Raw genomic sequence first — 26,920 nt, forward strand, 5'->3', positions numbered from 1 at the left:
TTGCGCGTGAGCGGCGACGGGGAAGGCGTGTCTGAAGACGTCCGGGGCCTCGTGGGGAGGCCCGGACACAGGGGCAGGAGGGGAAGGGCCAGGTGTCGGCTTTCGGAGGATATAGCGGCCAAGCCTACTCGCCCGCCGGCGACAAGGGCCGCTTTGTCCTGCCTGCCGCCTTCCGCAAGGCGGTGAAGGAAAGCTCGGACGGCAACCGCATCCTGTGTCTTGCTGCGCATGACCGCTTCGATTGCCTCGTCGGCTTCGGCCTGTCGCGCAAGGCCCAGCTCCACGACCAGCTCGACCGCGAGGAAGAACGCGCGACCCGCCTCGGCAAGACCGATTTCGACCGTGAGGTGCGCGCCCAGCAATTGTTCGGTTTCGAGCAGATGCCCTTCGATGATTCCGGCCGCTTCGTCATGCCCGAACACCTGCGCGATCTCGGCAAGGTCGGCGAGGGTCTCTATTTCCAGGGAGCCGGCGATTTCTTCTTCGTCTGGAATCCCGAAGAACTCGCCCGCATGGGCCCGGAATGGAAAGGCGCGCAGGCAAGCTGCGCCAAGCTGGTCGCCGCCGCGAAGAAGGGGGGCGCGTGATGTCGCTCGACCCCAGATCTGCGCCCCACATTCCCGTGCTGCTCGATGAAGTCGTCGCCGCCATCGCGCCGCGCCCGGGCATGACCATTGTCGATGCGACCTTCGGTGCGGGCGGCTACACCACCGCCTTGCTGGAGGCAGGTGCGCGCGTCCACGCTTTCGACCGCGATCCCGATGCCATCGCCGCCGGGCAGGCGCTGGTGGCGCGCCATGCGGGCCGCCTTGCGCTGCATTCCGGGCGATTTTCCCAGATGCGCGAGGAACTTGCCGCGCTCGGCATCACCCGGGTTGATGCGGTCGTCATGGATATCGGCGTGTCCTCGATGCAGCTTGACCAAAGCGAGCGCGGCTTTGCCTTCATGCATGACGGCCCGCTCGACATGCGCATGAGCCAGGCGGGGGAAAGCGCCGCCGACTTCCTCAATACCGCTGACGAGGAAGCGATTGCCGATGTGCTCTACCGCTATGGCGAGGAACGCCAGTCGCGCCGCGTGGCCCGCGCCATCGTCGCCGCGCGGCCGCTCGCGACCACCGGCGAACTTGCCCGCGTGGTGCGCCGCGCGCTGGGTCACAAGCCGCATGACAAGAAAGACCCGGCGACCCGCACCTTCCAGGCGGTGCGCATCCATGTGAACGATGAACTGGGCGAGCTCGAAGCCGGGATGGCGGCGGCCGAGGCGCTGCTGGGCGAGGGCGGGGTGCTGGCCGTGGTCAGCTTTCACAGCCTCGAAGACCGCATCGTGAAGCACTTCCTGCGCGAACGCAGTGGCGCCGGTCGGGCCGTGTCGCGCCATCTGCCCGGCGAGATCCCCGGCCCGCCGCCGACCTTCACCCGCGTCTCGAAGGGCATCCGCCCGTCCGAGGCCGAGACGCTGCGCAATCCGCGCGCGCGTTCGTCCACCCTGCGCCATGCGATCCGCACCGGCGCCCAGCCAAGGAGCATGGCGGCATGATGACCGGCTTACACGCGCGTTCGCTTGGATGGATGGCGGTTCTGACGATCTGTCTTGCGATGGTGGTGGGCCTCAGCTTCAAGGTCCATGCGGTCAAGAGCGAGGTGTTGCTGGCCGAACGCCAGATCCTCGCGCTACAGCGCGAGACCCTGCTGCTGGAGACGGAGTTCCAGACCCGCGCCAGCCAGCGCCAGCTCGCGGCGTGGAATGCGGTCGAGTTCGGCTACGAGGCGCCGCGCGCCGACCAGTTTCTCGATGGCACCCGCCAGCTTGCGAGCCTCGGCCAGCGGCGCGGGCCGGATGCGCCCGCACCGGTCATGCTGGCCCGAGCCGAAACCGGCGGCGAGGCGCAAGCTGCTCGCGTGGATGCTGGCCCCATGCGCTCGCCGGTTTCGGGCGCGGCAGTGACGCTCGCCTCGGCTGCAAGCGAGAAGGATGCCGGGCAGGTCGTCACTGAAGCCTTTGGCGATTTCCTGATCGATGCCTCGCCGATCCGTGCCGCGCAGGCCCAGACACTGAGCGCAAAGGGGAAAGGCGAATGAACGCCATGGCGGCCACTGCGGCCGTCCCCTCGATCCCTGCGGGACGCGTCCAGCGTCTCAACCTGCGCGCGCGGCTGTTATGGACCGCGCGTTTCCGGGTGCTGTGGATCATGCTCGGCTTTGTGCTCGTGGCGCTTGTCGCGCTGGTGCGCATCGCCTCGCTCGCCTTTGCCGGACAGGTGCCCGAGCGCACCAGTCTGGAAGAGGCGCTGTTGCCGTCGCGCGGGGAGATCACCGATCGCAATGGCGTGCCGCTGGCGCGCGCCTTCCCGGCCTACGCGCTGTGGTTCGATCCCAAGGCGATGGGCGATGACGGCGCGCCGCTGGTGCGCTCGCCTGAACAGGTGGCGCGCGAATTGAAGGCGATCTTCCCCGATATCGACGAGGCACGCATGGCGCGCCGCCTCGCCTCGGGCCGTGCGGGCTATCTGCGCCGCCGCATCCTGCCCGAAGAGGCCAACAAGGTGTTCGCACTGGGCGAAGTCGCGCTCGAGATCCCGCGCGAGACCGACCGTCATTATCCGCAAGGCACGCTCGCCGCGCATGTGCTGGGCTATGTCGTGGAGGGCGAGGGCGGCAAGCTCGGCATGGAACAGGTGCTGGATGATCGCCTGTCCGATCCCGACCTTCGCGCAGAGCCGGTGGCGCTATCGCTCGATGTGCGCGTGCAGGGCGCGCTGGAGGATGAACTGCGGCGCGGGATGCTGGAGACCAATGCTCTCGGCGCGGCGGGCATCGTGCTTGATGTCGATAGCGGCGAGGTGATGGCGATGGCCTCCCTGCCCGAATTCGATCCCAATGTGGCAGGGGCAAGCGGAGCGAAGAACGTCTTCAACCGTGTCACCAACGGGGTTTACGAACTTGGTTCGACCTTCAAGCCGCTGAGCGTGGCGGCGGCGATGGATGCGGGCGTGGTGCGCGATCTGGGCCGCGCGTGGAACGCCGAGCCGGTGCAGGTCGGGCGCAGCACGATCAAGGATCTCAAGCCCAAGGGCGCGACGCTCAATGTGCCGCAGGCGCTGGTCTATTCCTCCAATACCGTCACCGCGCGTGTGGCCGACGAACTCGGCCCGGAACGCTTGCGCCGTGCCATGATTGATCTGGGTATGGATGCCCGCCCCTTCATCGAGCTGCCCGCGCGCGGAAAGCCGCTGTTTCCGGGTGGCAAGTGGAGCCGGGTGACCAACATGACGGTCAGTTATGGTCACGGCCTCGCGGTCACCCCGCTACATCTGGCCAGTGCCTATGCCGCGATGGTCAATGGCGGGATCTGGCGTCCGGCGACATTGATGAAGCTCGACAGGAAGGACATCCCGCGCGGACGGCGCGTGTTCAAGGAATCGACCTCCTCGCGCATGCGCCAGATGCTGCGCATGATCTCGCTCTACGGCACCGGGCGCAGCGCCGATGCGCCGGGCTACCGGGTGGGCGGGAAGACCGGTTCGGCCGAGAAGGCGAGCGGTGGCGGCTATGCCAAGACCTCGCTGATCTCCTCCTTCGCTTCGGCCTTCCCGCTGGATGCGCCGCGCTATGTCGTGGTGGTGGTGATTGACGAGCCCAAGGGAACCATCGCCAGTTCCTACCAGCGCACCGCCGCATTCACCGCCGCGCCGGTTGTCGGCCGGTTGGTGCCGCGCATCGGGCCGATGCTGGGCGTCCAGCCCGACGAACGCCGCGATGTCGACATTTCCGACCTGCGCTACCTCGTGGACAAGCACTGATGCGGCTCGGCGACCTGCTTGCGCGCGCCGGGCTAGCCAGCGGAGAGGCGGATGAGGTGGCGGTAACGGGCTTTGCCATCGATCATCGCAAGGTCGCCCCCGGCACGGTGTTCGGCGCCTTTGCCGGTGGCACCTTCAACGGCGAGGATTTTATCCCCGCAGCAATCGAGGCAGGGGCAGTGGCGGTCGTTGCGCGGCCCGAAGCCGAGTTCGCGGGTGCACTCCACATCGCCGATGCCGAGCCCCGCCGGGCGTTCGCGCGTTTGGCGGCGGGCTTTTTCGCGCCCGTTCCGGAAACCATCGTCGCGGTCACCGGCACCAACGGCAAGACTTCGACCGTCGAGATGACCCGCCAGATCTGGCGCATGGCCGGAGAGCGGGCGGCGAGCATCGGAACCTTGGGCGTCACCACGCCTGACGGTTCGGTTTCGACCGGGCTGACCACCCCCGACATCGTCACCTTCCTCGCCAACATGGCGGGTCTTGCGCGCGAGGGCGTGACCCATGTCGCCTACGAGGCATCGAGCCACGGCCTCGACCAGTATCGCAACGAAGGGCTGACGGTCTCGGCCAGCGCCTTCACCAATTTCAGCCGCGACCATCTCGACTATCACGGCACGATGGAGAACTACTTCGCGGCCAAGATGCGGCTCTTTACCGAGGTCGTGGCCGCTGGCAGCCCGGCAGTGATCCATGACGCAGGCGACGGTTCGGACTGGACCGCCCGGGCAATACGCCAGGCCGAGGCGCGCGGGCTCAAGGTGCTGACCGTGGGCGAGGGCGGAAACTTCCTGCGCCTGATCTCGCGCGAACCCGGACAGCTGGGGCAGCTTCTTGCCATCGAACATGAAGGCGAGGTGCGGAAGGTCAATCTGCCGCTGATCGGCGCCTACCAGGCGGCCAATGCGCTGGTGGCGGCGGGACTGGCGCTGGCGACGGGTGTCGCCGCCACGACGGTGTTTGACGCGCTGGGCCGTCTGCAGCCCGTGCGCGGACGGCTTGAGCGTGCGGCGATCAATCAGGCGGGGGCACCGGCCTATGTGGACTATGCTCATACGCCCGATGCGCTGGAGGCGGCAATTGCTGCGCTGCGCCCGCATGTGGGTCCGGGTGGCAGGCTGATCGCGGTGTTCGGAGCGGGCGGGGATCGTGACAGCGGCAAGCGGACGGAAATGGGCGCGGTCGCTGCGCGCGGAGCCGATCTGGTGATCATTACCGACGACAACCCCCGCAGCGAGGATCCCGCCGCCATCCGCGCCGCGATCATGGCAGGAGCGGGAAGCGCAGCACGCGAAACCGGCGATCGCCGTGCAGCAATTGCCGAAGCTGTCGGGGAAGCCGGGCCGGACGATATTGTGCTGATCGCCGGCAAGGGCCACGAGCAAGGGCAGATTTTCGGGTCAGGAGAAAACATGCGGATCGAAGCGTTCGACGATGTCGAAGTGGCGCGCGAATGCGCCGGAGGCCAATCTTCCGGAGGCTTGGGGTGATGAACGTATCGCTTGCCCACCCGATGCTGCGCCAGTGGCCCGTCGCTGAGCGCGATGCGCTGCCGATGTCGTTGTGGACCGCTGCCGAGATCGTGGCCGCAACCGGCGGCGTCACAAGTCACGATTTTGCCGCCGCGGGCGTCGAGATGGACTCGCGCGATGTCAAGCCGGGCGACGTCTTCGTTGCCTTGCGGGGCGAGGCGATGGATGGTCACAGGTTCATCCCCCAGGCCTTTGAAAAGGGAGCGGTTGCTGCGATCGTCGATCGTCCGGTCGACTACCCCCACATCCTTGTCGCGGACACCACGAAGGCGCTGCACGACCTTGCGCATTTCGCGCGTGAGCGCTCACACGCTATCCGCATCGGCATTACCGGATCGGTCGGCAAGACCGGGGTGAAGGAGGCGATTTTTGCCTGCCTTGATCGCGCCAGCCGGGGCGCGGCGCATCGTTCGGTGCGCAGCTACAACAACCATGTCGGCGTGCCTCTCAGCCTTGCCCGCCTGCCTGCACGGGCCAGGTTCGGCGTGTTCGAGATGGGGATGAACCATTCGGGCGAGATTGCGCCGCTGGCCGATCACGTGCGCCCGCATGTCGCGCTGATCACCACCATCGCGCCCGCGCACATCGAAAACCTCGGTAGCCTCGAGGCGATTGCGGACGAGAAGGCGCAGATCTTTACCGGCTTGCTGCCCGGTGGCACCGCAGTCATTCCCGCCGACAGCGAATGGGCCGGGCGCCTGATCGGCCATGCCAGGAATTGCGGTGCGACCATTGTCACCTTCGGGCGCAGCGCCGGGGCCGATGTGCGGCTGCTCGATGCAATTCCGGCGCCGGGCGGCGGCGCGCTGGTCACCGCCGACCTCGGCGAGAGACGCATCTGCTATCATGTCGCAGAGCCCGGCGAACACTGGATCGTCAATTCTCTGGGTGTGATGGCGGCGGTGCGCGCGGCTGGGGGCGATCTTGCCAGCGCGGGGCTGGCGCTCGCCGAAATGGGGGGATTGAAGGGCCGCGGTGCGCGTCACCGGATCGCTGTGCCGGGCGGCGAGGCGCTGATGATCGACGAGAGCTACAACGCCAACCCCGCCTCGATGCGCGCCACCTTGAAGGCGCTGGCGGCCACCCCCGCCAGCCGCCGCCTTGCTGTGCTCGGCTCCATGAAGGAACTGGGCGACTTTACCGAGGCTTTCCACCGCCAGCTGGCCGAGCCGCTTGCCGAGGCGGGCGTCGCCTATACGATCCTCGTCGGAGAGGAGATGCGCGCGCTTGCCGAGGAACTGGGGAAAGGCACCGGCAATTCGCTTGGCAAGCCCATTGCCTTCGCGCATTGCCAAACACCTGTCGAGGCGATCGCGTTGCTGGAACAATGGAGCCTTGCGCCGGGCGATGCGGTGCTTGTGAAGGGCTCCAACTCGGTCGGTCTGGGCAGGTTGGTGTCGCACTTTATCGAAAACTCTCCCGCCGGAACCGCAGCGGGAGCCTGAAGCCCGAAGCAACGGGCGCCGAGGAACGACTGAATGCTCTATCTGCTTGCCGAATGGCTGGGCTTCGACGGCATCCTCAATCTGGTGCGCTACCAGAGTTTTCGTGCCGGTGCGACGCTGATGACCGCATTGGTGATCGGCTTGCTTATCGGTGAGCGGTTCATCAATTTCCTGCGCGTGCGGCAAGGCAAGGGCCAGCCGATCCGCGAGGACGGGCCGCAGACCCACCTTGCCAAGCGCGGCACGCCGACCATGGGCGGGCTGATGATCCTGACCGCGCTGACCGCATCCCTGCTCTTGTGGATGGACCTTTCAAGCCCTTTCGTATGGGCCTGTCTGGCGGTGACGATCGGTTTCGGGTTCATCGGTTTCCTCGATGATTATGACAAGGTTTCCAAGAACAGCCATGCGGGCGTTCCGGGCCGGGTGCGGCTCGCGCTCGAATTCGTGGTGGCGGGCATCGCCGCGTGGCTGATCGTCAGCCAGATCAACACCAATCTCTACCTGCCTTTCCTGTCGGGCGTGAGCATTCCGCTGGGGCCGGCCTATTACGTCTTCGCCGCCTTCGTGATCGTGGGCGCGGGCAATGCGGTGAACCTGACCGACGGGCTGGATGGTCTTGCGATCATGCCGGTGATCATCGCGGCCGGCACCTTCGCGATCATCGCCTATCTCGTGGGCCGTGCGGATTTCAGCGCCTATCTGGGCATCCCGCATGTACCTGGCGCTGGCGAACTGGCGATCTTCTGCGCCGCGATCATGGGCGCGGGGCTGGCCTTCCTGTGGTTCAACGCGCCGCCGGCCGCGGTGTTCATGGGCGACACGGGCAGCCTGGCGCTGGGCGGCGCCCTGGGGGCGATTGCGGTTGCGAGCCACCACGAGGTGGTGCTCGCCATCGTCGGCGGGCTGTTCGTGCTCGAAGCGGTCAGCGTGATCGTGCAGGTGTTCTGGTTCAAGCGCACCGGCAAGCGGGTGTTCCGCATGGCTCCGATCCATCACCATTTCGAACAGCTTGGCTGGAGCGAGAGCAAGGTCGTGATCCGGTTCTGGATTATCGCCATCGTGCTGGCGCTGATCGGTCTTTCGACGCTCAAGCTGAGGTAGACGGGCTGCATGATCACTTCCCCCGCCTTTGCCGGTAAACGCTTTGCGGTGCTGGGGCTGGCGCGCTCGGGCGCAGCTGCGGCCGAGGCGCTGCTGGCCAGCGGGGCGGAAGTGATCGCCTGGGACCGTCAGGATGTGGCGCGCGCACCGTTCGAGGGGCGTTGCCGCCTGATCGATCCGCTGGAGCTTGACCTCACCGGCTTTGCAGGGGTGGTGGTTTCGCCGGGCGTGCCGCTCAATACCCACCCCATCGGGCCGCATGTCTGGCAGTATGGCCTGCCGGTAATCGGCGATATCGAACTGTTTGCGATGGCCCGGCCAAGCCTCCCGAAGCACCGCGTGGTCGGGATTACCGGGACCAACGGCAAGTCGACCACGACGGCGCTTGTGCACCACATCCTGCAAACCGCGGGCGTGCCGAGCGTCATGGGCGGCAATATCGGCGACCCCATTCTCGGACAGGATCCGCTGCCTGAAGGGGGCGTCTATGTGCTCGAGCTGTCGAGCTTCCAGATCGACCTCACCTTCACGCTCGATTGCGATATCGCCGCGCTGACCAACATCACGGCCGATCATCTCGATCGCTATGCCGGCTTTGCTGCCTATGCCGCGGCCAAGGAGCGGCTGTTCGCGATGCAGGAGCGCGGCGTTGCGGTCATCTGTGACGAGGACGAACCGACGGGCGCGATTGCCGATCGGCTCGCGGCGGCGGACAAGCCGTTATTGAGGGTGAAGACCAGCGATCTCGATGCGGCTGGCTTGGCCGAAGGGCGCTCGCCCTCGCTCGCCGGGCCGCACAATGCCCAGAACGCTGCCGTAGCGGCGGTAATCTGCCGCCAGCTTGGGCTGAGCGAGGCGCAGATTGCGCATGGTCTTGCGACCTATCCCGGCCTGCCGCACCGGATGGAGCGGGTGTGCGAGGCAGGCGGGGTCATTTACATCAACGACAGCAAGGCCACCAACACCGCCTCGGCGGCGCCTGCGCTGGCAGCCTTTCCGCCCGTGCAAGGGGGCGCGCCCCTTATCCACTGGATCTGCGGCGGCCTTCCCAAAGAGCCGGGCCTTGGCGCCTGCGCTGCGCATCTCGGCAATCTTGCCGCAGCCTATACCGTGGGCGAGGCCGGGCCGATGTTCGCCGACCTGCTCGAAGGCGACGGCGTCAAGGTCGAACGGTGCGAGCTCATCAGCGAGGCGGTACGCCGCGCCCGCGATGCGGCCCGCCCGGGCGAGGTGGTGCTGTTGTCGCCCGCCTGCGCCTCCTATGACCAGTTCCGCGACTACGAGAAGCGCGGGCACCATTTCCGCCAGATGGTCGGCGCGATGACCGGCTGCGAAACCGACGGGTCTGGACGGAGCATCCTGCCGTGAGCTCGGCCTGGCCCCCCTCGCGTCCGGCCTCGGGCAGCTATCGTCCGCCGGCAGTGGCGCAGCGTCGCTGGCGGGACAGCTTGCGGGTATGGTGGCGCGAGATCGACAAGGTGCTGCTGGGCCTCATCATGCTGCTGATGGCGTTCGGTGTGCTGGCGGTGGCCGCCGCCTCGCCGGCAAGCGCTGACCAGCTTTCGACCGCACGGGTCACGCTCGACGAATTCATGTTCCTCAAGCGGCATGTGATCTTCCAGTTCATGGGCCTTTCGGTGATGATCGGCTTGTCCTTCCTGTCGCGCGAGTCTGCGCGGCGGGTGGGCATCGTGGTGGGGGCGATCATGCTCGCGCTCTTGTTCGTGGTGCCGATCATCGGCGAGGAGAAGAACGGCGCGCGACGCTGGATCAATCTCGGCCTGTCCTTGCAGCCATCAGAATTCCTCAAGCCCGGCTTTGCGATCATATGTGCCTGGGTGCTGAGCTGGCGGCTGCGCGATGCCGGACTGCCGGTAATCTGGTTCGTCAGCGGTTTGATGGGGCTGATTGCCGCATTGCTCATGGCCCAGCCCAACCTTGGCGATGCGATCCTGTTTGCCGGCATCTGGCTCGTGATGGTGCTGCTTGCCGGTGTCGCATGGCAGTTGATTCTCGGCCTGATCGGGGTCGGGGCGGTCGGGCTTACGCTCGCCTATTTTTTCTACGACAATGCCCGCAACCGGATCGACAGCTTCCTTGGCGGCGGCACCGCCTTTGATCAGGTCGACCTTGCCCAGCGCACGCTGACGGCGGGCGGGTGGACCGGCAGCGGCTTGTGGCTCGGCATCCGCAAAATGAACCTGCCCGAGGCGCATACGGACTACATCTTCTCGGTGATCGGCGAGGAGTTCGGCCTGATCGCCTGTGCGGTTGTCGTCGCGCTTTACGCGGCGGTTGTGCTGCGCGCCCTGCTGCGCATGACGGGTGAGGACAATCTCTTCGCGCTGCTCGCCGGGGTAGGCCTTGTCACCCAGTTCGGCGGGCAGGCCTTCATCAACATCCTCGTCAATCTCAAGCTGTTCCCGTCGAAGGGGATGACCTTGCCACTGATCTCCTATGGCGGATCATCGACACTGGCGGTGTGCTTCACGCTTGGGCTATTGCTGGCGATCACCCGACGCAATCCCTTCCTCGCCCGTGAGGCGGGAGGCTTGCGCGATCTGATCGACCGCAAGGAGGAACGCTCATGAGCAGCGAGATCCGCACCGGTGCCTCGCGCCACTTCGTGCTGGCAGCAGGCGGGACCGGCGGCCACCTTATCCCCGCCTTTGCGCTGGCGGGGGAACTCCACGCGCGTGGTCACCATGTCGCGCTGATCACCGACGAGCGCGGGGCGAATATCCCCGGCAAGCCCGATTACCTCACCGCCCACGTCCTGCCCGCGGGCCGCTTCGGCAAGAACCCGCTCGGCTGGCCCAAGGGGATTGCGGCGGTGCTGGAAGGCAGGCGCATGGCGCTGCGCCTGTTCGATGCTTTCGAACCGTCCGCGATCGTAGGCTTCGGCGGCTATCCCGCGCTGCCCGCACTGCTGGCCGCGACTTCGGCGGGACTGCCGAGCGTGATCCACGAACAGAACGCTGTGCTGGGCCGGGTCAACCGGCTGCTGGCTGGCCGCGTGGACGCGATTGCGACCTCCTACGACAAGGTTGACCGGCTTGATCCGAAGCATGCGGCCAAGGTCTATCTGACCGGCAATCCGGTGCGCGCCGAGGTGCTGGCCCTGCGCGAGCAGGATTTCCCCGCGTTCACCGAGGAAGGCCTGCTGCGCGTGCTGGTGACGGGCGGTTCACAGGGCGCGCGCGTCCTGTCCGAAGTCGTGCCCGATGGCCTTGCCATGCTCCCGCCCGCGCTGCGCCAGCGCTTGCAGGTGACGCAGCAATGCCGTCCGGAGGATCTTGATGCCGTGCGCCAGCGCTATGCCGAACACGACATTCCCGCAGAGCTCGGCACCTATTTCGAGGACATGCACGAACGCCTCGCCGATGCGCACCTGTTCATCGGCCGCGCGGGCGCTTCGACGATTGCCGAACTGACCGCCGTGGGCCGTCCGGCGATCCTGGTTCCGCTGCCCATCGCCACCGATGATCACCAGGCCGTCAACACGCGCGAGATGGTGAAGGCGGGCGGGGCGCGGATGATCCGGCAGGACGCCTTCCAGCCCAAGGAACTCGCCAAGCAGATCCAGGCGATGGCGATGAACCCCTCCAGCCTCGCCAATGCGGCGCATTGCGCCTTCAATTGCGGGCGGCCCGATGCGGTGAAGGACCTTGCCGATCTGGTGGAGAGTATGAGCGGGATCGATCTCATGGACGTGATCCGCGTTGGCGAGGGAGCCGCTGCCGCTACCGCCAGTGCCCGTCCGGCGACAGGTTCGGCGCGCAAGAGCGCCCGGGAGTTTGCCGACCAATGAAGGGCGTGGGAACCGACATCGGCACGATCCACTTCGTCGGCATCGGCGGGATCGGCATGTCCGGCATCGCCGAGGTGATGCATAATCTCGGTTACCGGGTGCAGGGCAGCGACCTTGCCGAAGGGCCGAGCGTCGAGCGTCTGCGTGCGCGCGGCATTACGGTGCATGTCTGCCACGAGCGCGAGAATGTCGAAGGCGTCGCGGTGGTCGTCACCTCCACTGCGGTGCGCCGCACCAATCCCGAAGTCGCCGCCGCGCTCGAGAATCGCATCCCGGTCGTGCGGCGGGCGGAGATGCTGGCCGAACTGATGCGCCTCAAATCCACCGTCGCGGTGGCTGGCACCCACGGCAAGACCACCACCACCAGCATGATCGCCACGCTGCTGGATGCGGGCGGGATCGATCCCACCGTGATCAACGGCGGGATCATCGAGCAATACGGCTCCAACGCGCGGCTGGGGACATCCGACTGGATGGTGGTCGAGGCCGACGAGAGCGATGGTTCTTTCCTGCGATTGGACGGCACCATTGCGGTGGTCACCAATATCGATCCCGAGCACTTGGATCACTACGGCGATTTCGACGGGGTGAAGCGGGCCTTCGTGGAGTTCATCCACAATGTCCCCTTCTATGGCGCGGCGGTGCTGTGCGTCGATCATCCGCAAGTGCAGGCGGTGATCGGACAGGTGCGCGATCGCAAGGTCGTGACCTACGGTTTCTCCCTTCAAGCCGATATCTGCGGGGTTAATGTCCGTTCCGAGGACGGGGGCAACACCTTCGACGTGATCGTGCGCCAGCGCGGCCTTGAGGACCGCCGGATCGAGGGTGTGCACCTGCCCATGCCGGGCCGCCACAATGTCCAGAACGCTCTGGCGGCAATTGCCGTGGCGATCGAGATGGGCTGTTCGGACGAGGTGATCCGCACCGGCTTTGCCCGCTTCGGCGGGGTTCGTCGGCGCTTCACCAAGGTCGGCTCGGTGGCGATGGATGGCGGCAACGTCACCGTGATCGACGACTACGCCCACCACCCGGTCGAAATCCGCGCCGTCCTTGCCGCAGCGCGCGAGGCTGTGGCGGGCAGCGCAGGCCGCGTGATCGCGGTCGCCCAGCCGCACCGCTATTCGCGCCTCCAGACCCTTATGAACGACTTCCAGTCGTGCTTCGATGATGCCGACATCGCCTTTGTCGCACCGGTCTATCCTGCGGGCGAGGAGCCGCTTCCGGGCATCGATCACGCCGCGCTGGTGGCCGGGATGAAGGCCCGCGGGCACCGCGCCGCGCGCGAGATTGCCGGAGCCGATGCGCTGGCCGAGGTGCTGGCGGAGGAGATTGCGGCCGGCGACATGGTTGTGTGCCTGGGTGCGGGCGACATAACCCGCTGGGCGGCGGGCCTCGCTTCCGCCATCAGCGACAGGCGGGGTGCGGCGTGAACCAGCCCGGCGACAGCTACCACTTTGACGACGGCTCGGCCCCGACCTGCGCGGTCGAAGGAGCCGTTTCCGCGCCGGTTCCGCTCGAAGGGATTCGCGGCAAGCTCACCTGCAAGGCGCCGCTTGCGTCCTACACCTGGTTCAAGACCGGCGGACCGGCTGACTGGCTGTTCGAGCCTGCCGATCTGGAAGACCTCAAGATGTTCCTTGAACGGCTCGGCGGGGAAGTTCCGGTGATGGCTCTGGGCCTCGGCTCGAACATGATCGTGCGTGACGGCGGAGTGCCGGGCGTGGTGGTGCGGCTCGGCAAGGCCTTTGCGGGCGTGCAGCACAGCGGCGACATGGAACTCACCTGCGGCGGCGGGGCAAGCGGCATTCTGGTTGCTTCGACGGCGCGCGATCTGGGTATTGCGGGCCTGGAATTCCTGCGCGGCATCCCCGGCACCGTCGGCGGCTTCGTACGCATGAACGGCGGAGCCTACGGGCGCGAGGTGGCCGACGTGCTGGTTGATTGCGCGGTGATCCTGCCCGATGGGGCCTTCGTCACACTGACCGCTGCCGAACTCGATTACGGTTACCGCCACTCGGCCCTGCCCGACGGGGCGATCGTTGTCTCTGCGCGGTTCAAGGGACGTCCCGGCGATCCTGCCGAAATCGGTGCAGAGATGGAGCGGATCGCCGCCGCCCGCGAAGCCTCGCAGCCGCTGCGCACCAAGACCGGCGGGTCGACCTTCAAGAACCCCGAAGGCCACAAGGCGTGGGAACTGGTCGACCGCGCAGGTTGCCGCGGCCTGACGCTGGGCGGGGCGCAGGTATCCGAAAAGCACACCAACTTCCTGATCAACACCGGCACCGCCACCAGCGCCGATATCGAAGGGCTGGGCGAACTGGTGCGCGACAAGGTCTATGCCGCGACCGGCGTCAGCCTTGAGTGGGAAATCCAGCGGGTGGGGCGGCCATGAGCCTTGACCGGAAACTCCACGTCGCCGTCCTGATGGGCGGCTGGGCCAATGAGCGTCCGGTCTCGCTCTCCAGCGGGAAGGGCGTGGCCGACGCCTTGGAGAGCAAGGGCCACCGTGTCACCCGGATCGACATGGGACGCGATGTGGCGCTGAGACTGGCGGAGGCCAAGCCGGACGTCGTCTTCAACGCGCTCCACGGCGTTCCCGGGGAGGACGGCAGCGTGCAGGGGATGCTCGACCTCATGGGCCTGTCCTACACCCATTCTGGCCTCGCCACCTCGGTGATCGCGATCGACAAGCAGCTGACCAAGCAGGCGCTGGTCCCGCACGGCATCCCCATGCCCGGCGGACGGATCGTCACCCGCGAGGAGCTCTACAGGCGCGACCCGCTGCCGCGCCCCTATGTGCTGAAGCCTGTGAATGAGGGCTCTTCGGTCGGCGTCGCCATCGTCACCGCAGACAGCAATGTCGGCAACCCGATCTCACCCGAAGCCAAAGGCCCCTGGCAGGAATTCCCCGAGCTGCTCGCTGAACCCTTTATCAAGGGGCGCGAGCTGACAGCGGCGGTGCTCGACGGCCCCGATGGCCCACGCGCGCTTGGCGTCACTGAGCTGGTGGTCGCTAACGGCTTCTACGATTACGAGAACAAGTACACCGCCGGGCGTACCGAGCACATCTTTCCGGCCAAGCTGCCGCCACAGATCACCGCATTGTGCGAGGAATATGCGATCAAGGCGCACCAGGTCCTGGGTTGCCACGGCACCAGCCGCACCGACTTCCGCTGGGACGAGGAGCTGCACGAGGAGGGGCTGTTCGTACTCGAAACCAACACCCAGCCGGGGATGACACCGCTAAGCCTTGTGCCCGAACAGGCGGCAGGTTGCGGCATTGCCTATGCCGATCTTGTCGAGATGCTGGTGGCCGAGGCCTTGCGCGTCCACGCGCTCAAGCAGAAGGGAGGGACGCATGGCGCAGCAGATCAGGCGTAACGGCTCCACCGGGGTTCGGCGTGCCGCCAAGGCACAGAGCCGCGCGGTCACCGCGCGCAAGGCAAAGGGCTCGGCCAGCGGTTTCATCGACTGGCTCATGGGCCTCCTGCCCTTCAGCGAGGAACAGTGGAGCCGCATCTGGCTGGCCATCATCATCGGCGGCGCGGTGGGGCTCGCCTTCATCATCGCCAGCCTTGCAGGCGTTCCGGCCATGGCCGAGGCGCAGGCCGCGCGGATTGCCGCCGACGCCGGATTCGAGGTCAAGGGCTTTCGGGTGACCGGCACCGAAAGAATGGACGAGGGCCGGGTCTATGCCCTGATCGCCGACCAGCTCGGCCAACCCATGCCGCAGGTCGATCCGGCCGAGATCCGCGCCCGGCTCGGCACCGAACTGCCGTGGGTCAAGGACGCGCGGGTTTCGATCCAGTTGCCGCACACGCTGGCGATCGACATTGTCGAACGCAAGCCCCATGCGGTGCTCGAGAAACCCGACCGTTTGGTGCTGATCGATGTCGGCGGGGTGGAGCTGGAAACGGTTGCGCCCGCAAAGGCCAAGCAGATGCTGCGGCTTGCGGGACCGGGTGCTGGCCAGCAGGCAGCGCGGCTGGATACGCTGCTCGCCGCAGCTCCGGCGCTGCGACCCCAGATCGAAGCGGCCGAGTGGGTCGGCAACCGTCGCTGGAACCTTACCTTCAAGACCGGACAATTGCTCGCCCTGCCCGAAGGCGACACCGAGGCGGCAACGGCGCTGGTCAAGTTCGCGCGGCTCGACGGTCAGAACCGCCTGATCGGCGGCAAGGTGCTGGCCTTCGACATGCGTTCGCCGCCGCGGCTTTACATGCGCCTGCCCGACGGCGAGCGCGAGGCACGCAAAATGGCAGCTGCGGGAGGGGCGCTCTGATGGCCTCCCGCGCCGCCTCGCCGCGCCGCTTCGCCCGCACTTTCGGGGCGGTGAATATCGGCTCCTTCCGCATTTCGGCGATGATCATGGGCGAGACCGAGACCGGCGAGCTGGAGGTGCTCGGTTCGGGGCACCGCGCCAGTGCCGGGATCAAGCGCGGCTATGTCACCGATATGAACGCAGCCAGCTTCGCTATCCGCGATGCGGTCGAGCGGGCGGAAAAGAGCGCCAATACGAACGTGCGCTCGGTCTGGATCGCCTGTGCCGGGGCAGGGCTTGCCAGCAATGTCGTCGCGGTCGACATCGAGATCGGCGGACGGCGGATCGAGGACGAGGATGTCGAGACCCTGCTGATACAGGCGCAGGACATGATCCAGCCCGACGGGCGCACAGTGCTTCACGCCCAGCCTGCCCATTACACGCTCGACGGGGCGCATGGTGTCGCCAATCCGCGCGGGCTTCATGCCGAACGGCTCGGGGTCGATATCCATGTCATGCTGGCCGACGGGGCGCCGGTGCGCAATCTGACCGAGGCGGTGCAGAACGCGCATCTTTCGGTCGAGGGCGTGGTCGCCGCGCCGCTTGCTGCAGGCCATGCCTGTCTGACGCTCGAGGAGCGCGAACTGGGCGTGGCGCTGGTCGAGATCGGTGCCGATGTCACCAATGTTGCGGTCTTCGCGGGCGGGATGCTGCTGGGCCTCAAGGCGGTGCCGATGGGATCGGCCGATATTACCGATGCCATTGCCAGCGGCTTCGGTATCCGCCGCTCGCAGGCCGAGCGGCTTAAATGCGTCGCGGGCTCGGCCATCGCCAGTCCGGCCGATCACCGCGAACTGATCCCCGTCAACGGTCCCAACGACGCGCCCGATGGCGTCGCCGCCGGGCCGCTCGCGCGCGGGGCCGACGACAAAAACCGGATCGTGCGCGCCGAACTTGTTTCGGTCGTGACCCAGCAGCTTGCCGCGCTTACCGGAGAGATCGGCAAGGCACTCAAGGAAATGGGCTTTTCCGCCGCGCGCGCAGGGCAGGTGGTGCTTACCGGAGGCGGGGCCGAACTCGCCGGAATGGCCGATTTCATGCAGAGCGCGCTGGGCCAGCCGGTCCGGCTCGGGCGCCCGCCGCAGTTGCCGGGAATGCCCGAGGCGCATCATGCACCAGGCTTTGCGACGCTCGCGGGGTTGTGCCTCTATGCTGCCGAGGACCCGATCGATATCCGCGCCGTCGGGGCCGGTCGCGCATCGACCTATCGCGGCGTAGCGCGCGCGGGCGGCCTGCTTGATCCTGTCATGCGGATGGTGCGGGCGCTTAAGGAGAATTTCTGAAGGGAACGAGGCCTGTGGATAAGGGCACGTCCCCTATAAAATGTGACCCATGATTATGTCACAGAAGAACCAAGACCGCGGGGAGAGGTCATCAATCGTCCTGTCCCGCGCCTGGAGGACAAGCTGATGAGCATCAATATCGGACCTGCGGCCACGGATGATCTGCGCCCGCGCATTACTGTCATCGGTGTCGGCGGTGCAGGTGGCAATGCGATCGCCAACATGATCGAGGCCGAAATCGAGGGCGTCGATTTCATTGTCACCAATACGGATGCACAGGCTCTGAGCAAGTCGCCGGCTGAAAAGCGCATCCAGCTTGGTCCCGACATTACCGGCGGGCTCGGAGCCGGCGCGCGGCCCGAAGTGGGCAAGGCCGCTGCCGAGGAAACCGTCGCCGAGATCGAGAAGGCGCTCGAAGGCGTAAACATGTGCTTCATTGCCGCCGGGATGGGCGGGGGTACAGGGACCGGCGCCGCCCCGGTGATCGCCGAGGCCGCGCGTCGCATGGGCGTGCTCACCGTGGGCGTCGTCACCAAGCCGTTCCTGTTCGAAGGCACCCGCCGGATGCGGGCTGCCGAAGCGGGCATTGCGGAACTGCAGGACCACGTCGACACGCTGATTGTCATTCCCAACCAGAACCTGTTCCTGGTCGCAAAGGCCGAAACCACCTTCAAGGAAGCCTTCCAGCTCGCCGACGAGGTGCTGCAGCAGGGCGTGCGCTCGATCACCGACCTGATGGTGATGCCGGGCCTCATCAACCTCGACTTCGCCGACGTGCGTTCGGTGATGAGCGAGATGGGCAAGGCGATGATGGGCACCGGCGAGGGCGAGGGCGAGAACCGCGCGCTGCAGGCTGCCGAGCAGGCGATTGCCAACCCCTTGCTGGATGGCGTGTCGATGGCAGGCGCCAAGGGCGTGATCATCTCGATTATCGGCGGCGAGGATATGCGCCTGCTCGAAGTCGATGAAGCCGCCAATCACATCCGCGAGCTGGTCGACGAGGATGCCAACATCATCTGGGGCAGCGCCTTCAATCCCGATCTCAAGGGCAAGATCCGCGTCTCGGTCGTCGCCACCGGGATCGAGCAGGGGGCGGTGGGCAATATCGAGCGTCCGCAGCCGGTCGCGCTCGGTGCATCGCGCGCGCCCAAGCGCCCGGTGCTGGAGTTGTCCGAGGATGAAGGCCTGGTCGAACTGCCGCCTGAAGAGCCTGAAGCGCCCGCTGCGGTCGCGCCGCTTGTATCGCCCGGCTTCACTCTTACCCCGCCCGATCCCGTCGCCGATGAGGAGCCCGAGGCGGAGTCGGATTACGATGTCTCGGCGCCCTTCGACCTTACCGGCATGCAGGCTGGTGACGAGATGGGCGATGAATACGAGGACGATGTCGACGGAATCGTCGACCCGCTCGCCGGCTTGCGCGGTGTCGAGGAGGAGGAAGAAGAGCCGCTGCCGCTCGACGACGACGGCGATCCGGCCGATGAGACGCTCGACCTGACCGGCGAATATACCGACTACGAAGATGCGGCCGAACCCGAAGTCGACCCGGCGCAGGATGATCTGCTCGCCAGTGCGGACCGGCTTGCCGCCGATGACCAGCCGGTTACGGCCCGGCTCGGCGGACGCCGGCGCGGGCTGCTCGGCGGCGCCTCGGATGGTGACGAAGCCGGTGGCGGCGCAATCGGCGGCAGCACCCTGTTCGAGCGCATGGCCAATCTGTCGCGCAGCACTGCACGGGGGGACGAGGACGAGGATGACGATGATGATGCCGGGGATGGCCCCGCGCTGAGCATTCCCCGCTTTCTCGACCGCAACCGGAACCAGTAACTTCCGCGCCTGCTCCTGTGCGCAGCGGCGGTCCGGCGCGTCTCCGGTGCCGTTCGCCGCTGGCTTGGCCTGTCGCCGCTGGCAAAGCGGGCCAACCGCACTAAGTCTCGCCGCGTGATGACCGGTTCTCTCCCATTCTTGCGGACGGCGCTGCTTGCGGCCGCAAGCGCTGCCGCCTCATTCCCGACGGTGGCTCAGGCCCAGGATGTAATCTCGCGCGAGGTGGTGCAGCCGCTTCCGAGCGAGGAAGTGCAGCGGCTCAACCGCGCTCTGGTGGCGCTGGCCAGGACACCGCGCGATCTCGATGCGCTGGTCGAGGCAGGCACAGCGGCGATGGGGGTCGACGATCTCGAGGCTGCGGTCGGTTTTTTCGGACGGGCAGCGGACATTGATCCGGCGCATCCACGCGTCGCTCTCGGGCTGGGAACGGTCTATCTGCGATCGGGCCGGCCGGAAGAGGCGATTCCCCAGTTCGACCGTGCGCTTGCCGCGGGCGTGCCGGCGCGCGAAGTGCTGGCCGATCAGGGATTGGCCCTCGATCTGATCGGCAACCAGACGTCGGCGCAGGCGGCCTATGGTCAGGCGATCACGCTTGATCCGGGCAATGACGAGGCGCGCCGGAGGCTGGCGATCAGCTTTGCCATTTCGGGCAATCGCGCGCGTTTCGAGGAGGCGCTGCGCTCGCTGCTTGACAAACGCGACATGGCGGCCTTCCGGGCGCGGGCCTTTGGCCTTGCGATCCTCGGCGATCAGGAACGCGCGGCATCTATCACCGAGCAGGTGATGCCGCGTGACCTGTCGAGCCGGATTGTGCCTTATCTTGCCTATATGCCCCGGCTGACAGCGGCGCAGAAGGCGGCGGCCGCCAATCTTGGCATCTTTCCGCGCGCGGCCGATATCGGACGCGAGGACCCGCGCCTTGCCCGCTTCGCAGCCGAAGCCAAGGCAGGCAGCCGGCTGGAACCGGCCGGAGCGCCGCTCGGCGGAAAGCAGGGCGCGCAGAGCCCGGCGGTTTCGCCCGCACTTGTATCTCCGCCTGCGCCGACGGCGAAGCCGTCATCGCCGCCAGCCCCCTTGCCGGTGATCGCGACGGTAGTGGCCGCTCCGCAATCACCGCCGCCTGAGCCTGTGCGCCCCGCCGGACCGCCTCCGCCACCGGAGCCGCCGCAGCGCGTCGCCGATGCCTTTGCCGATTTCGTTGCCGACGAGCTGCCCGACGCCCGCGTTGGTGCCGGCGCGGTCGACCTGGCGCGAATCACAGTAAAGCGCGAACCCCCGCCCAAGCCCAAGGAGCCTCCCAAGCCGGTGCATCCCAGCCGGGTGTGGGTGCAGGTAGCAACCGGCAAGAAGGCCGACGCGCTCGGCTTCGACTGGCGCCGCATCTCCCGCAGCGGCGGCAATGTGCTGGCGCGGCTCAAGCCCCACACCACCCCCTGGGGCGAGGCGCATCGCCTGCTTGCCGGGCCGGTCGACAGGCGCGAGACGGCCGAGGCGATGGTGCGCGAGCTCAAGGGCAAGGGGGTCGACTCCTTTCTCTATGTCAGCCCGGAAGGTGAGGAAATTCGGCAAGTTAAGTGATTTCAACCGGATCTCCCCCACAATCTTTGCACAGGCTTTGAACAAGCAAGCACGGTTCTCCCCAACTGCCCAATTGCCGCGCATTGCCAAGCAGCCCCTCGCGCGTCCATTCGTGCCGGCAATGACTGGATCGCGCCCCCTACGCTTCGCCCTCCGGCCCTGCCACCGGGAGATTTCCCGATGAGACCGCGGGCAATGGATTACTCCGCCGAAGACGATGCCGCCCCTGTCGAGATGCTGGCGGCCCTGTTCGAGGCGCGCGGCTGGCCGTGCGAGATGGTTTCGGACGAGGAGATGAGCGGCGAGGTTCAGGGCAGCTGGGCCAATTACCAGCTGCGCGGGATCTGGCGGGCCGAGGATCGGGTGCTGCAGTTCCTGTGCCTGCCCGATATACGCGTCACCGAAGACAAGCGCACCGCAGCCCATGAATTGCTCTGTCTCGTCAACGAACAGATGTGGCTTGGCCATTTCGACATCTGGTCGAACGGTGACGTGCTGCTCTACCGCCACGGCGCCCTGCTTGGCGAGGACGGGCGGCTCAGCCTCGACATGGCCCAGGCGCTGGTCGAATGCGCGATCGACGAGTGCGACCGCTTCTACCCGGCGTTCCAGTTTGTGCTGTGGGGCGACAAATCCCCGCGCGCCGCGCTGGAGGCTGCCATGGTTGACGCGGCGGGCGAGGCCTGAGAGGCTGAAGGCCAGATCTTCGCATCCCGTCTGCCCCCATTCCGCGTGCTGCGCGGCTTGGCCGGGCCGCGTTTTCCTTTTCGCCGGTCGCCAGCACGGACGGGGCTTCGGCAGGCTCATCCCCAAAAGGGTGGATTGGCATGATCAACCAGCTTCTCATCATCGGCTGCGGCAACATGGGCGGGGCGATGCTCGCCGGGTGGCTTGCAGCAGGCATCGACTCTTTGCGTTTCGCCATTCTCGATCCGGCGCTGCCCGAAGCTCCTGAAGGGGTCGTGCTCTATCGCGAAGCGACCGAAGCCGCAGCGGCGAATGCGCATGATGCCGTGATGCTCGGCTTCAAGCCGCAACAGCTGCGCGACCTTGCGCCGGGATTGCAGGGTCTTGCCGGAGAAGATGTAACGGTGTGCTCGCTGCTTGCCGGCATCACCCGCGCGCAGCTTGCCTCCGCCTTTCCCCAAGCGAAGGGCCATGTGCGGGTGATGCCCAATCTCGCCGCGCGGGTGAACCGCTCGCCGGTGATCCTGTGCGAGAGCGGGCTGGAAGATGCGGGTCGCGCGGACCTGTTTGCACTCTACGATGCGCTTGGCACCGCGATCTGGCTGGAGGAGGAAAGCCGCTTCGATCTCGTTACCGCGCTCGCGGGGTCGGGACCCGGCTTCGTCTATCGCTTCATCGACGCGCTGGCGGGGGCGGCGGTGGAGCTGGGGCTGGACCGTGATGTGGCCGAAGAGCTGGCGCTGGTCACGGTTGACGGCGCCTCGGCGCTTGCTTCTGCTGCCGATATCGGTCCGGGCGAGCTCGCCGACCGTGTTGCCAGCCCCGGCGGCATGACACGCGAGGGTCTCAATGTGCTCGACGAGGACGCGGCGCTGCGCCGCCTGCTCACTGCAACCTTGCGGGCGACAGCCGAAAAGGGCGCGGAGCTGTCCAAGGGTGCTTAATATTAACAGCTGTTAAGCTGAACGAATTGCGCGCTTTGCAATCCGGTTTCACTTGAAAAGATCGCGTGAAACCCCGATATTCGCCGGCATGAAGAAGCGTGGCCTTTCACGCTCCGTTCCGGAGATTAGGGTTTAGCAATGGCTGACTGGAATGACACTTCGCGCGATGCGCAGCGCCTCGGCTCCGTGCCGCGCGCCGGGGGCGAGGTCGCCGGCCGTTATGACGAGGGCCTGCGCAAGTACATGCTCTCGATCTACAATTACATGGCCTCGGGCGTGTTGCTGACCGGCATCGTCGCTCTGGTCGCGGCGTCGACCGGTGTGGCCTATGCCTTTGCGTCGGGTCCGCTGATGTGGATCGTGGCACTGGCGCCGCTCGGCTTCATCCTCGCGATGAACTTCGGCCTGCACAAGATGAGCCAGGGCACGCTGCAATTGCTGTTCTGGGCCTTTGCGACGGTAATGGGCCTGTCGATGTCGACGATCTTCCTCGTTTTTACCGGTGAATCGATCGCCACGACCTTCTTTGCCACCGCAGGTGCCTTTGCCGGCCTGTCGCTGTGGGGCTACACCACCAAGAAGGACCTGTCGGGCTTCGGCACCTTCCTTGTGATGGGGGTGTTCGGCCTGATCATCGCGATGATCCTCAACTTCTTCCTCCAGTCGGGGACGCTGGCGCTGGTCATCAGCATCCTTGGCGTGCTGATCTTCGCAGGCCTCACCGCCTACGACACGCAGCGGCTGAAGAATCAGTATGATTACCTGCGCGGCACGCAGTTCATGGGCAAGGCGGTGATCATGGGCGCGACCACGCTCTATCTCGACTTCGTCAACATGTTCATGTTCCTGCTGCAGTTCCTCGGCAACCGCGAATAAGCGGGGGCGGCCCGCTGGGTCGCACGAGCCACGCAGGTGTTGAAATGTCGAATGCCCGGGGCCTTTCCACAGGCTTCGGGCATTTGCTTTGCTGTCCTACAAGGCTATCGAGCGCTTCAGGCTGGAGTAATCCGGCCTCGGGCATATCTGGCTGGTCCCGCCTGACCGCAGACGAGGTTGAAATGCACATGACCGTGTCACAGCAACAATCATCCGGTACCGCGCAAAGCGGTGACACTGTGCGGCGCCTGCCCTTCGGCCTGAAGATCACTGTCGCCGCGGCCGGTGCCGCGCTGCTCGCTGCCTGCGCCACACCCGTAGCGCCTCCGCCTCCGCCGCCGCCGCCTCCGCCGCCCCCGGTGGTTGAAGCGGTGCCCTATCGTCCCTTGCCGCCGGGCGGTGCACACTACGTTATGGACATCCCACCGCGCGGGGCTGACGGGAAGCGGCTGACAGTCAATTCCAGCCTGACCGATGATCATCTGGTGTGGCACCTGCGCTCCGCCTGGAACGTTGCCGCGCTCAATTGCCTCGCGCCCGAATATGAACCGATCCTCGACGGCTACCGCGCCTTCCTCACCAACAACTCGCGTCCGCTCAAGGCGGTGAACGACCGGATCGAGAAGGAATACGGGCGCAAGCACCGGACCCGGCGCGAGGCAATCGTGGCCCGCGACGGGCTGACCACGCAGGTCTACAATTTCTTCGCTCTGCCTGCGGCGCGTTCCGGCTTCTGCCGTGCCGCGCTCGACATGGCGAACCGCGCGCTAACCGCGCCGCCGAAGGATCCGCTCGGCTTTGCCCGCAGCAATTTCGAGGGTCTGCTCGTTCCGTTCGAGACTTTCTTCGACGAATACGAGGCCTATCAGCGCGCGTCGGCGGAATGGGATGCGAAGTGGGGCGCGCAATATGGCCCGTCGCAGCCGGGCTGGGTTGTGGTGCAGCAGGCCCGCGCCAGCGGCGTTCCGGTGCCGAGCATGATCGACCTGGCCGGGCAGGGAGCAAAGGTGCAGACGGTCGCCGACCCTCAAGGCGGGGTCGCGATTCCCGTGGTTCCGGTTGACGAGAATGTGACGTCGCAACCGGTGGTGCAGCCGCTACCGGCCGAGACGGATCGCAAGCCGGGATAGTGGCGATCGACCCGCAGCGGCGCCCGAAAATCGCCGTTGCAAGCAGGCCAGCTTCTCGCTAATGCGCGCCCTCGCCCGGACGGGGATCATCCGCGGGGCAACCTGGAACGGGGCCGTAGCTCAGATGGGAGAGCGCGTCGTTCGCAATGACGAGGTCAGGGGTTCGATCCCCCTCGGCTCCACCAGGTTTCGCTTTTCCATCCTGACACATCTTGTCGTCAGCCGCGCCTGACGCTACCCGTCTGCGCGCGTTTCGGTAACGGGAATGCGGTGCAAATCCGCAGCTGTCCCTGCAACTGTAAGCGGTGAGTGTGGGCTGCGCGCTTCCCTTGACGGGGAGCAGCCACTGGGGCCTTCGGGCCATCCGGGAAGGCGAGCGCCGGATACGTTGATCCGTGAGCCAGGAGACCGACCGGGGCGTGTCGCTCTATGCCGGGCTCAGGGATTGGCCAGGCGCGGAACAAGACTTTCGTTGTGAGCGACATCGCTGGGCTGTGGGGGATGGGATCTCCTCGCGGCCACAATGTTGCTGATGACGGGAGGAATCCGTGAAGAATTTTGCACTATTGGGAAGCGTCGCTGCGGCGGCGCTGGTTTGGGCTGCGCCGGTGTGGGCGCAGGAGGACGGCAGGATGCCGGGCCAATGTTATGTGACGGGTGGCAGCGACGAGCCGGGGAGCGAGGTGTGGACGTGCTATCCCGGCAAGGACATCCTTGTGGCGGCCAGCCGGGATGCGGCTTTCCTGCGCGAAGATTACACCGGCTCCGCGCTCGTCATCACCTCTGAACAACTCGAAGACCGCCAGACCCGCGACATTGCCGACGTCCTGCGCGACGTGCCGGGCGTCGCGGTGGCGGGCGTGGCGGGCCAGACCCAGATCCGCCTGCGCGGCGCGGAGGCCAACCACGTCCTCGTCCTCGTCGACGGGATCGAGGTGTCCGATCCCTTCGCGGGAGAGTTCGATATCGGCACGCTTCAGGCCGAACCCGGCGCGCGGGTGGAGGTGCTGCGCGGGCCGCAATCCGCGCTCTACGGGCCGGACGCGATTGGCGGCGTCGTCGCCTATCAGACCCTGAGCGGACGCGGCCGGGCGGGGGTCGATGCGCGGCTGGAAGGCGGCACACAAGGCACGGTCAACGGCGCGCTGCGGTATGGCACGAGCGGCAATGGCTGGGACGCGGCGCTGTCCGCCGTGGTCGTCAGCACCGATGGCCAGCCGAACGCGCGCCCCATCAATGGGGGCGGAACCCGCGACATTGGCCGCGACAGCTACACCCTTTCGGGCAAGGGCAGCGTCGAGGTGGCCGAGGGCCTCGCGCTGCGCGCCGTCGCCCGCTTCATCCGCACCGAAGGCCAGTTCAATGATCAGGATTTCGATTCCACCAGCCCCACCTTCGGCTTCGTGATCGACTCGCCGCAAACCCGTTTCACCAACGAGGCGATCTATGCCCTCGTCGGCGCGCGGGCCGAGGCGATGGACGGGCGCTGGACGCATGATCTTTCCGCGCAGGTCGCCGATATCACGCGCGATACCTTCGGGCCGTTCGGACGCTCGAACTCCAGCGAAGGCGACCGCTTCAAGGTCTCCTATGTCAGCGCCTTCAGGCTCGCGGACGAACACAACCTGACCTTCGCCGCCGATTACGAGGTCGAAGGCTTCCGCAACACCACGCCCGGCGGCTTTGCCTTCGGCGGGCGGCGCGAGATCGAGCAATTGGGCTTCGTCGGCGAATATCGCTATGCTGGCGAGGCTTTCGACGTCTCGGCAGCGATCCGGCACGATATCAATGATCGCTTCCGCGATGCCACCACCTTCCGCGTGGGCGCGGGCTACCGGATCACCGACACCACCCGTGTTCGCGCCGCCGCAGGGAGCGGGGTCAAGAACCCCGGCTTCTTCGAACTGTTCGGCTTCGTCGATGGCCGTTTCATCGGCAATGACGCGCTGCGGCCCGAAAAATCGACCGGGTGGGAAGTGGGCCTCGACCAGCAGATTGGCGGCAGCGCGACGCTCGCCGTCACCTATTTCGACAGCGAGCTGGAAGGCGAGATCTTCACCACCTTCCCCGCGCCGGACTTCATCGCCACCCCGGCCAACCGCACGACCACCAGCGATCAGCGCGGGATCGAGGTGGCGCTCAATGCCCGGATCCGCCGGCAATGGAGCCTTGATGCGGCCTATTCCTGGCTCGATGCGGAAGAGAACGGCATCGAGGAAGTGCGGCGCCCCCGCCATATCGCCAGCGCCGCGCTGACCTGGACGGCGCCGGGCGATACCGCCTCGGCCACGCTGGTGGTGCGGCATAATGGGCGGGCCTTGGACGATGCCTTCACCGATCCCAGCTTCGTGCCGGTGCGGGTGCGGCTGGATGCCTATACGCTGGTGAACTTCAACGCTCGTCTGCGGCTGACCGACAGCGTGGGTGCCTTCGCGCGTGTCGAGAACCTGCTGGGCGAGGATTACGAGCAGGTCTTCAGTTTCGTCTCTCCGGGGCGGAGCGCCGCCTTGGGCTTGGAGGCGCGTTTTTGAGTTCCGCACCCCATCCGGGGTGCGAAATCCTCGCTCACGCGACCTGACGGT

General features: G+C 66.5%; 22 protein-coding genes, 1 tRNA gene and 1 riboswitch. All 23 genes read left to right on the plus strand.

Translation table 11 applies throughout. The annotated features are described in order from the left end of the window. Positions 1-92 precede the first annotated feature (92 nt). The 23 genes from I603_RS13260 (at position 93) to I603_RS13370 (ending at position 26,869) form a co-directional block, all read left to right on the plus strand. The gene (locus I603_RS13260; RefSeq protein ID WP_068865694.1) at positions 93-587 is read left to right on the plus strand and encodes a division/cell wall cluster transcriptional repressor MraZ; all 495 of its coding nucleotides are present in this window, start codon (positions 93-95) and stop codon (positions 585-587) included. Beyond that, positions 587-1,540, plus strand: a complete 954-nt coding sequence (gene rsmH / locus I603_RS13265; RefSeq protein WP_068865695.1) for a 16S rRNA (cytosine(1402)-N(4))-methyltransferase RsmH — start codon at positions 587-589, stop codon at positions 1,538-1,540. Before I603_RS13260 ends, rsmH begins: the two co-directional genes overlap by 1 nt. Further along, positions 1,537-2,082, plus strand: a complete 546-nt coding sequence (locus I603_RS13270) for a hypothetical protein (protein ID WP_068865696.1) — start codon at positions 1,537-1,539, stop codon at positions 2,080-2,082. Before rsmH ends, I603_RS13270 begins: the two co-directional genes overlap by 4 nt. A 5-nt stretch (positions 2,083-2,087) precedes the next feature. Continuing rightward, positions 2,088-3,803 (plus strand): peptidoglycan D,D-transpeptidase FtsI family protein, encoded by a 1,716-nt coding sequence (locus I603_RS13275; protein ID WP_068865756.1) that lies wholly within the window; start codon positions 2,088-2,090, stop codon positions 3,801-3,803. Beyond that, entirely contained in the window at positions 3,803-5,293 is a 1,491-nt protein-coding gene (locus I603_RS13280) for a UDP-N-acetylmuramoyl-L-alanyl-D-glutamate--2,6-diaminopimelate ligase (protein ID WP_068865697.1), read from the plus strand. Before I603_RS13275 ends, I603_RS13280 begins: the two co-directional genes overlap by 1 nt. Further along, positions 5,293-6,780, plus strand: a complete 1,488-nt coding sequence (locus I603_RS13285) for a UDP-N-acetylmuramoyl-tripeptide--D-alanyl-D-alanine ligase (protein WP_068865698.1) — start codon at positions 5,293-5,295, stop codon at positions 6,778-6,780. Before I603_RS13280 ends, I603_RS13285 begins: the two co-directional genes overlap by 1 nt. Positions 6,781-6,813: 33 nt before the next feature. Continuing rightward, a complete protein-coding gene (gene mraY / locus I603_RS13290; RefSeq protein WP_068865699.1) occupies positions 6,814-7,884 on the plus strand; it encodes a phospho-N-acetylmuramoyl-pentapeptide-transferase in 1,071 nt (356 codons plus the stop codon). Positions 7,885-7,893: 9 nt separating this feature from the next. Beyond that, positions 7,894-9,252, plus strand: a complete 1,359-nt coding sequence (gene murD / locus I603_RS13295) for a UDP-N-acetylmuramoyl-L-alanine--D-glutamate ligase (RefSeq protein WP_068865700.1) — start codon at positions 7,894-7,896, stop codon at positions 9,250-9,252. Next, entirely contained in the window at positions 9,249-10,475 is a 1,227-nt protein-coding gene (locus I603_RS13300; RefSeq protein ID WP_068865701.1) for an FtsW/RodA/SpoVE family cell cycle protein, read from the plus strand. The genes murD and I603_RS13300 overlap by 4 nt, the downstream gene beginning before the upstream one ends. Continuing rightward, positions 10,472-11,695 (plus strand): undecaprenyldiphospho-muramoylpentapeptide beta-N-acetylglucosaminyltransferase, encoded by a 1,224-nt coding sequence (murG, locus tag I603_RS13305; RefSeq protein WP_068865702.1) that lies wholly within the window; start codon positions 10,472-10,474, stop codon positions 11,693-11,695. The genes I603_RS13300 and murG overlap by 4 nt, the downstream gene beginning before the upstream one ends. Further along, positions 11,692-13,125, plus strand: a complete 1,434-nt coding sequence (gene murC / locus I603_RS13310) for a UDP-N-acetylmuramate--L-alanine ligase (RefSeq protein WP_068865703.1) — start codon at positions 11,692-11,694, stop codon at positions 13,123-13,125. The genes murG and murC overlap by 4 nt, the downstream gene beginning before the upstream one ends. Before the next feature lie 92 nt (positions 13,126-13,217). Beyond that, positions 13,218-14,087: a UDP-N-acetylmuramate dehydrogenase gene (gene murB / locus I603_RS13315; RefSeq protein ID WP_068865757.1), complete on the plus strand. Its 870-nt coding sequence runs from the start codon at positions 13,218-13,220 to the stop codon at positions 14,085-14,087. After that, complete coding sequence (locus I603_RS13320) at positions 14,084-15,076, plus strand: D-alanine--D-alanine ligase (protein ID WP_068865704.1); 993 nt, start codon at positions 14,084-14,086, stop codon at positions 15,074-15,076. Before murB ends, I603_RS13320 begins: the two co-directional genes overlap by 4 nt. Then, positions 15,054-15,977, plus strand: coding sequence for a cell division protein FtsQ/DivIB (locus tag I603_RS13325; protein ID WP_068865705.1), 924 nt, complete (start codon positions 15,054-15,056; stop codon positions 15,975-15,977). The genes I603_RS13320 and I603_RS13325 overlap by 23 nt, the downstream gene beginning before the upstream one ends. Beyond that, on the plus strand, positions 15,977-17,299 hold the full coding sequence (gene ftsA, locus I603_RS13330; RefSeq protein ID WP_068865706.1) for a cell division protein FtsA: 1,323 nt from the start codon (positions 15,977-15,979) through the stop codon (positions 17,297-17,299). The genes I603_RS13325 and ftsA overlap by 1 nt, the downstream gene beginning before the upstream one ends. 126 nt (positions 17,300-17,425) lie before the next feature. After that, a complete protein-coding gene (ftsZ, locus tag I603_RS13335; RefSeq protein ID WP_068865707.1) occupies positions 17,426-19,123 on the plus strand; it encodes a cell division protein FtsZ in 1,698 nt (565 codons plus the stop codon). Between the two features lie 189 nt (positions 19,124-19,312). Continuing rightward, entirely contained in the window at positions 19,313-20,701 is a 1,389-nt protein-coding gene (locus I603_RS13340; protein ID WP_232305399.1) for a tetratricopeptide repeat protein, read from the plus strand. A gap of 180 nt (positions 20,702-20,881) precedes the next feature. After that, entirely contained in the window at positions 20,882-21,388 is a 507-nt protein-coding gene (locus I603_RS13345) for a type III secretion system chaperone family protein (RefSeq protein ID WP_068865709.1), read from the plus strand. A gap of 140 nt (positions 21,389-21,528) precedes the next feature. Further along, positions 21,529-22,332, plus strand: a complete 804-nt coding sequence (locus I603_RS13350) for a pyrroline-5-carboxylate reductase family protein (RefSeq protein ID WP_068865710.1) — start codon at positions 21,529-21,531, stop codon at positions 22,330-22,332. A gap of 138 nt (positions 22,333-22,470) precedes the next feature. Continuing rightward, positions 22,471-23,208, plus strand: a complete 738-nt coding sequence (locus I603_RS13355) for a Bax inhibitor-1/YccA family protein (protein WP_068865711.1) — start codon at positions 22,471-22,473, stop codon at positions 23,206-23,208. A 188-nt stretch (positions 23,209-23,396) separates the two neighbouring features. Continuing rightward, on the plus strand, positions 23,397-24,338 hold the full coding sequence (locus I603_RS13360; RefSeq protein WP_084440126.1) for a hypothetical protein: 942 nt from the start codon (positions 23,397-23,399) through the stop codon (positions 24,336-24,338). A 109-nt stretch (positions 24,339-24,447) separates the two neighbouring features. After that, positions 24,448-24,523, plus strand: a tRNA-Ala gene (locus I603_RS13365). A gap of 52 nt (positions 24,524-24,575) precedes the next feature. Further along, positions 24,576-24,769: riboswitch (cobalamin riboswitch) on the plus strand. 117 nt (positions 24,770-24,886) lie between these two features. Further along, positions 24,887-26,869 (plus strand): TonB-dependent receptor plug domain-containing protein, encoded by a 1,983-nt coding sequence (locus I603_RS13370; protein ID WP_068865712.1) that lies wholly within the window; start codon positions 24,887-24,889, stop codon positions 26,867-26,869. Positions 26,870-26,920: the final 51 nt, after the last annotated feature.

Source organism: Erythrobacter dokdonensis DSW-74, assembly GCF_001677335.1.
GTDB classification, from domain to species: domain Bacteria; phylum Pseudomonadota; class Alphaproteobacteria; order Sphingomonadales; family Sphingomonadaceae; genus Erythrobacter; species Erythrobacter dokdonensis.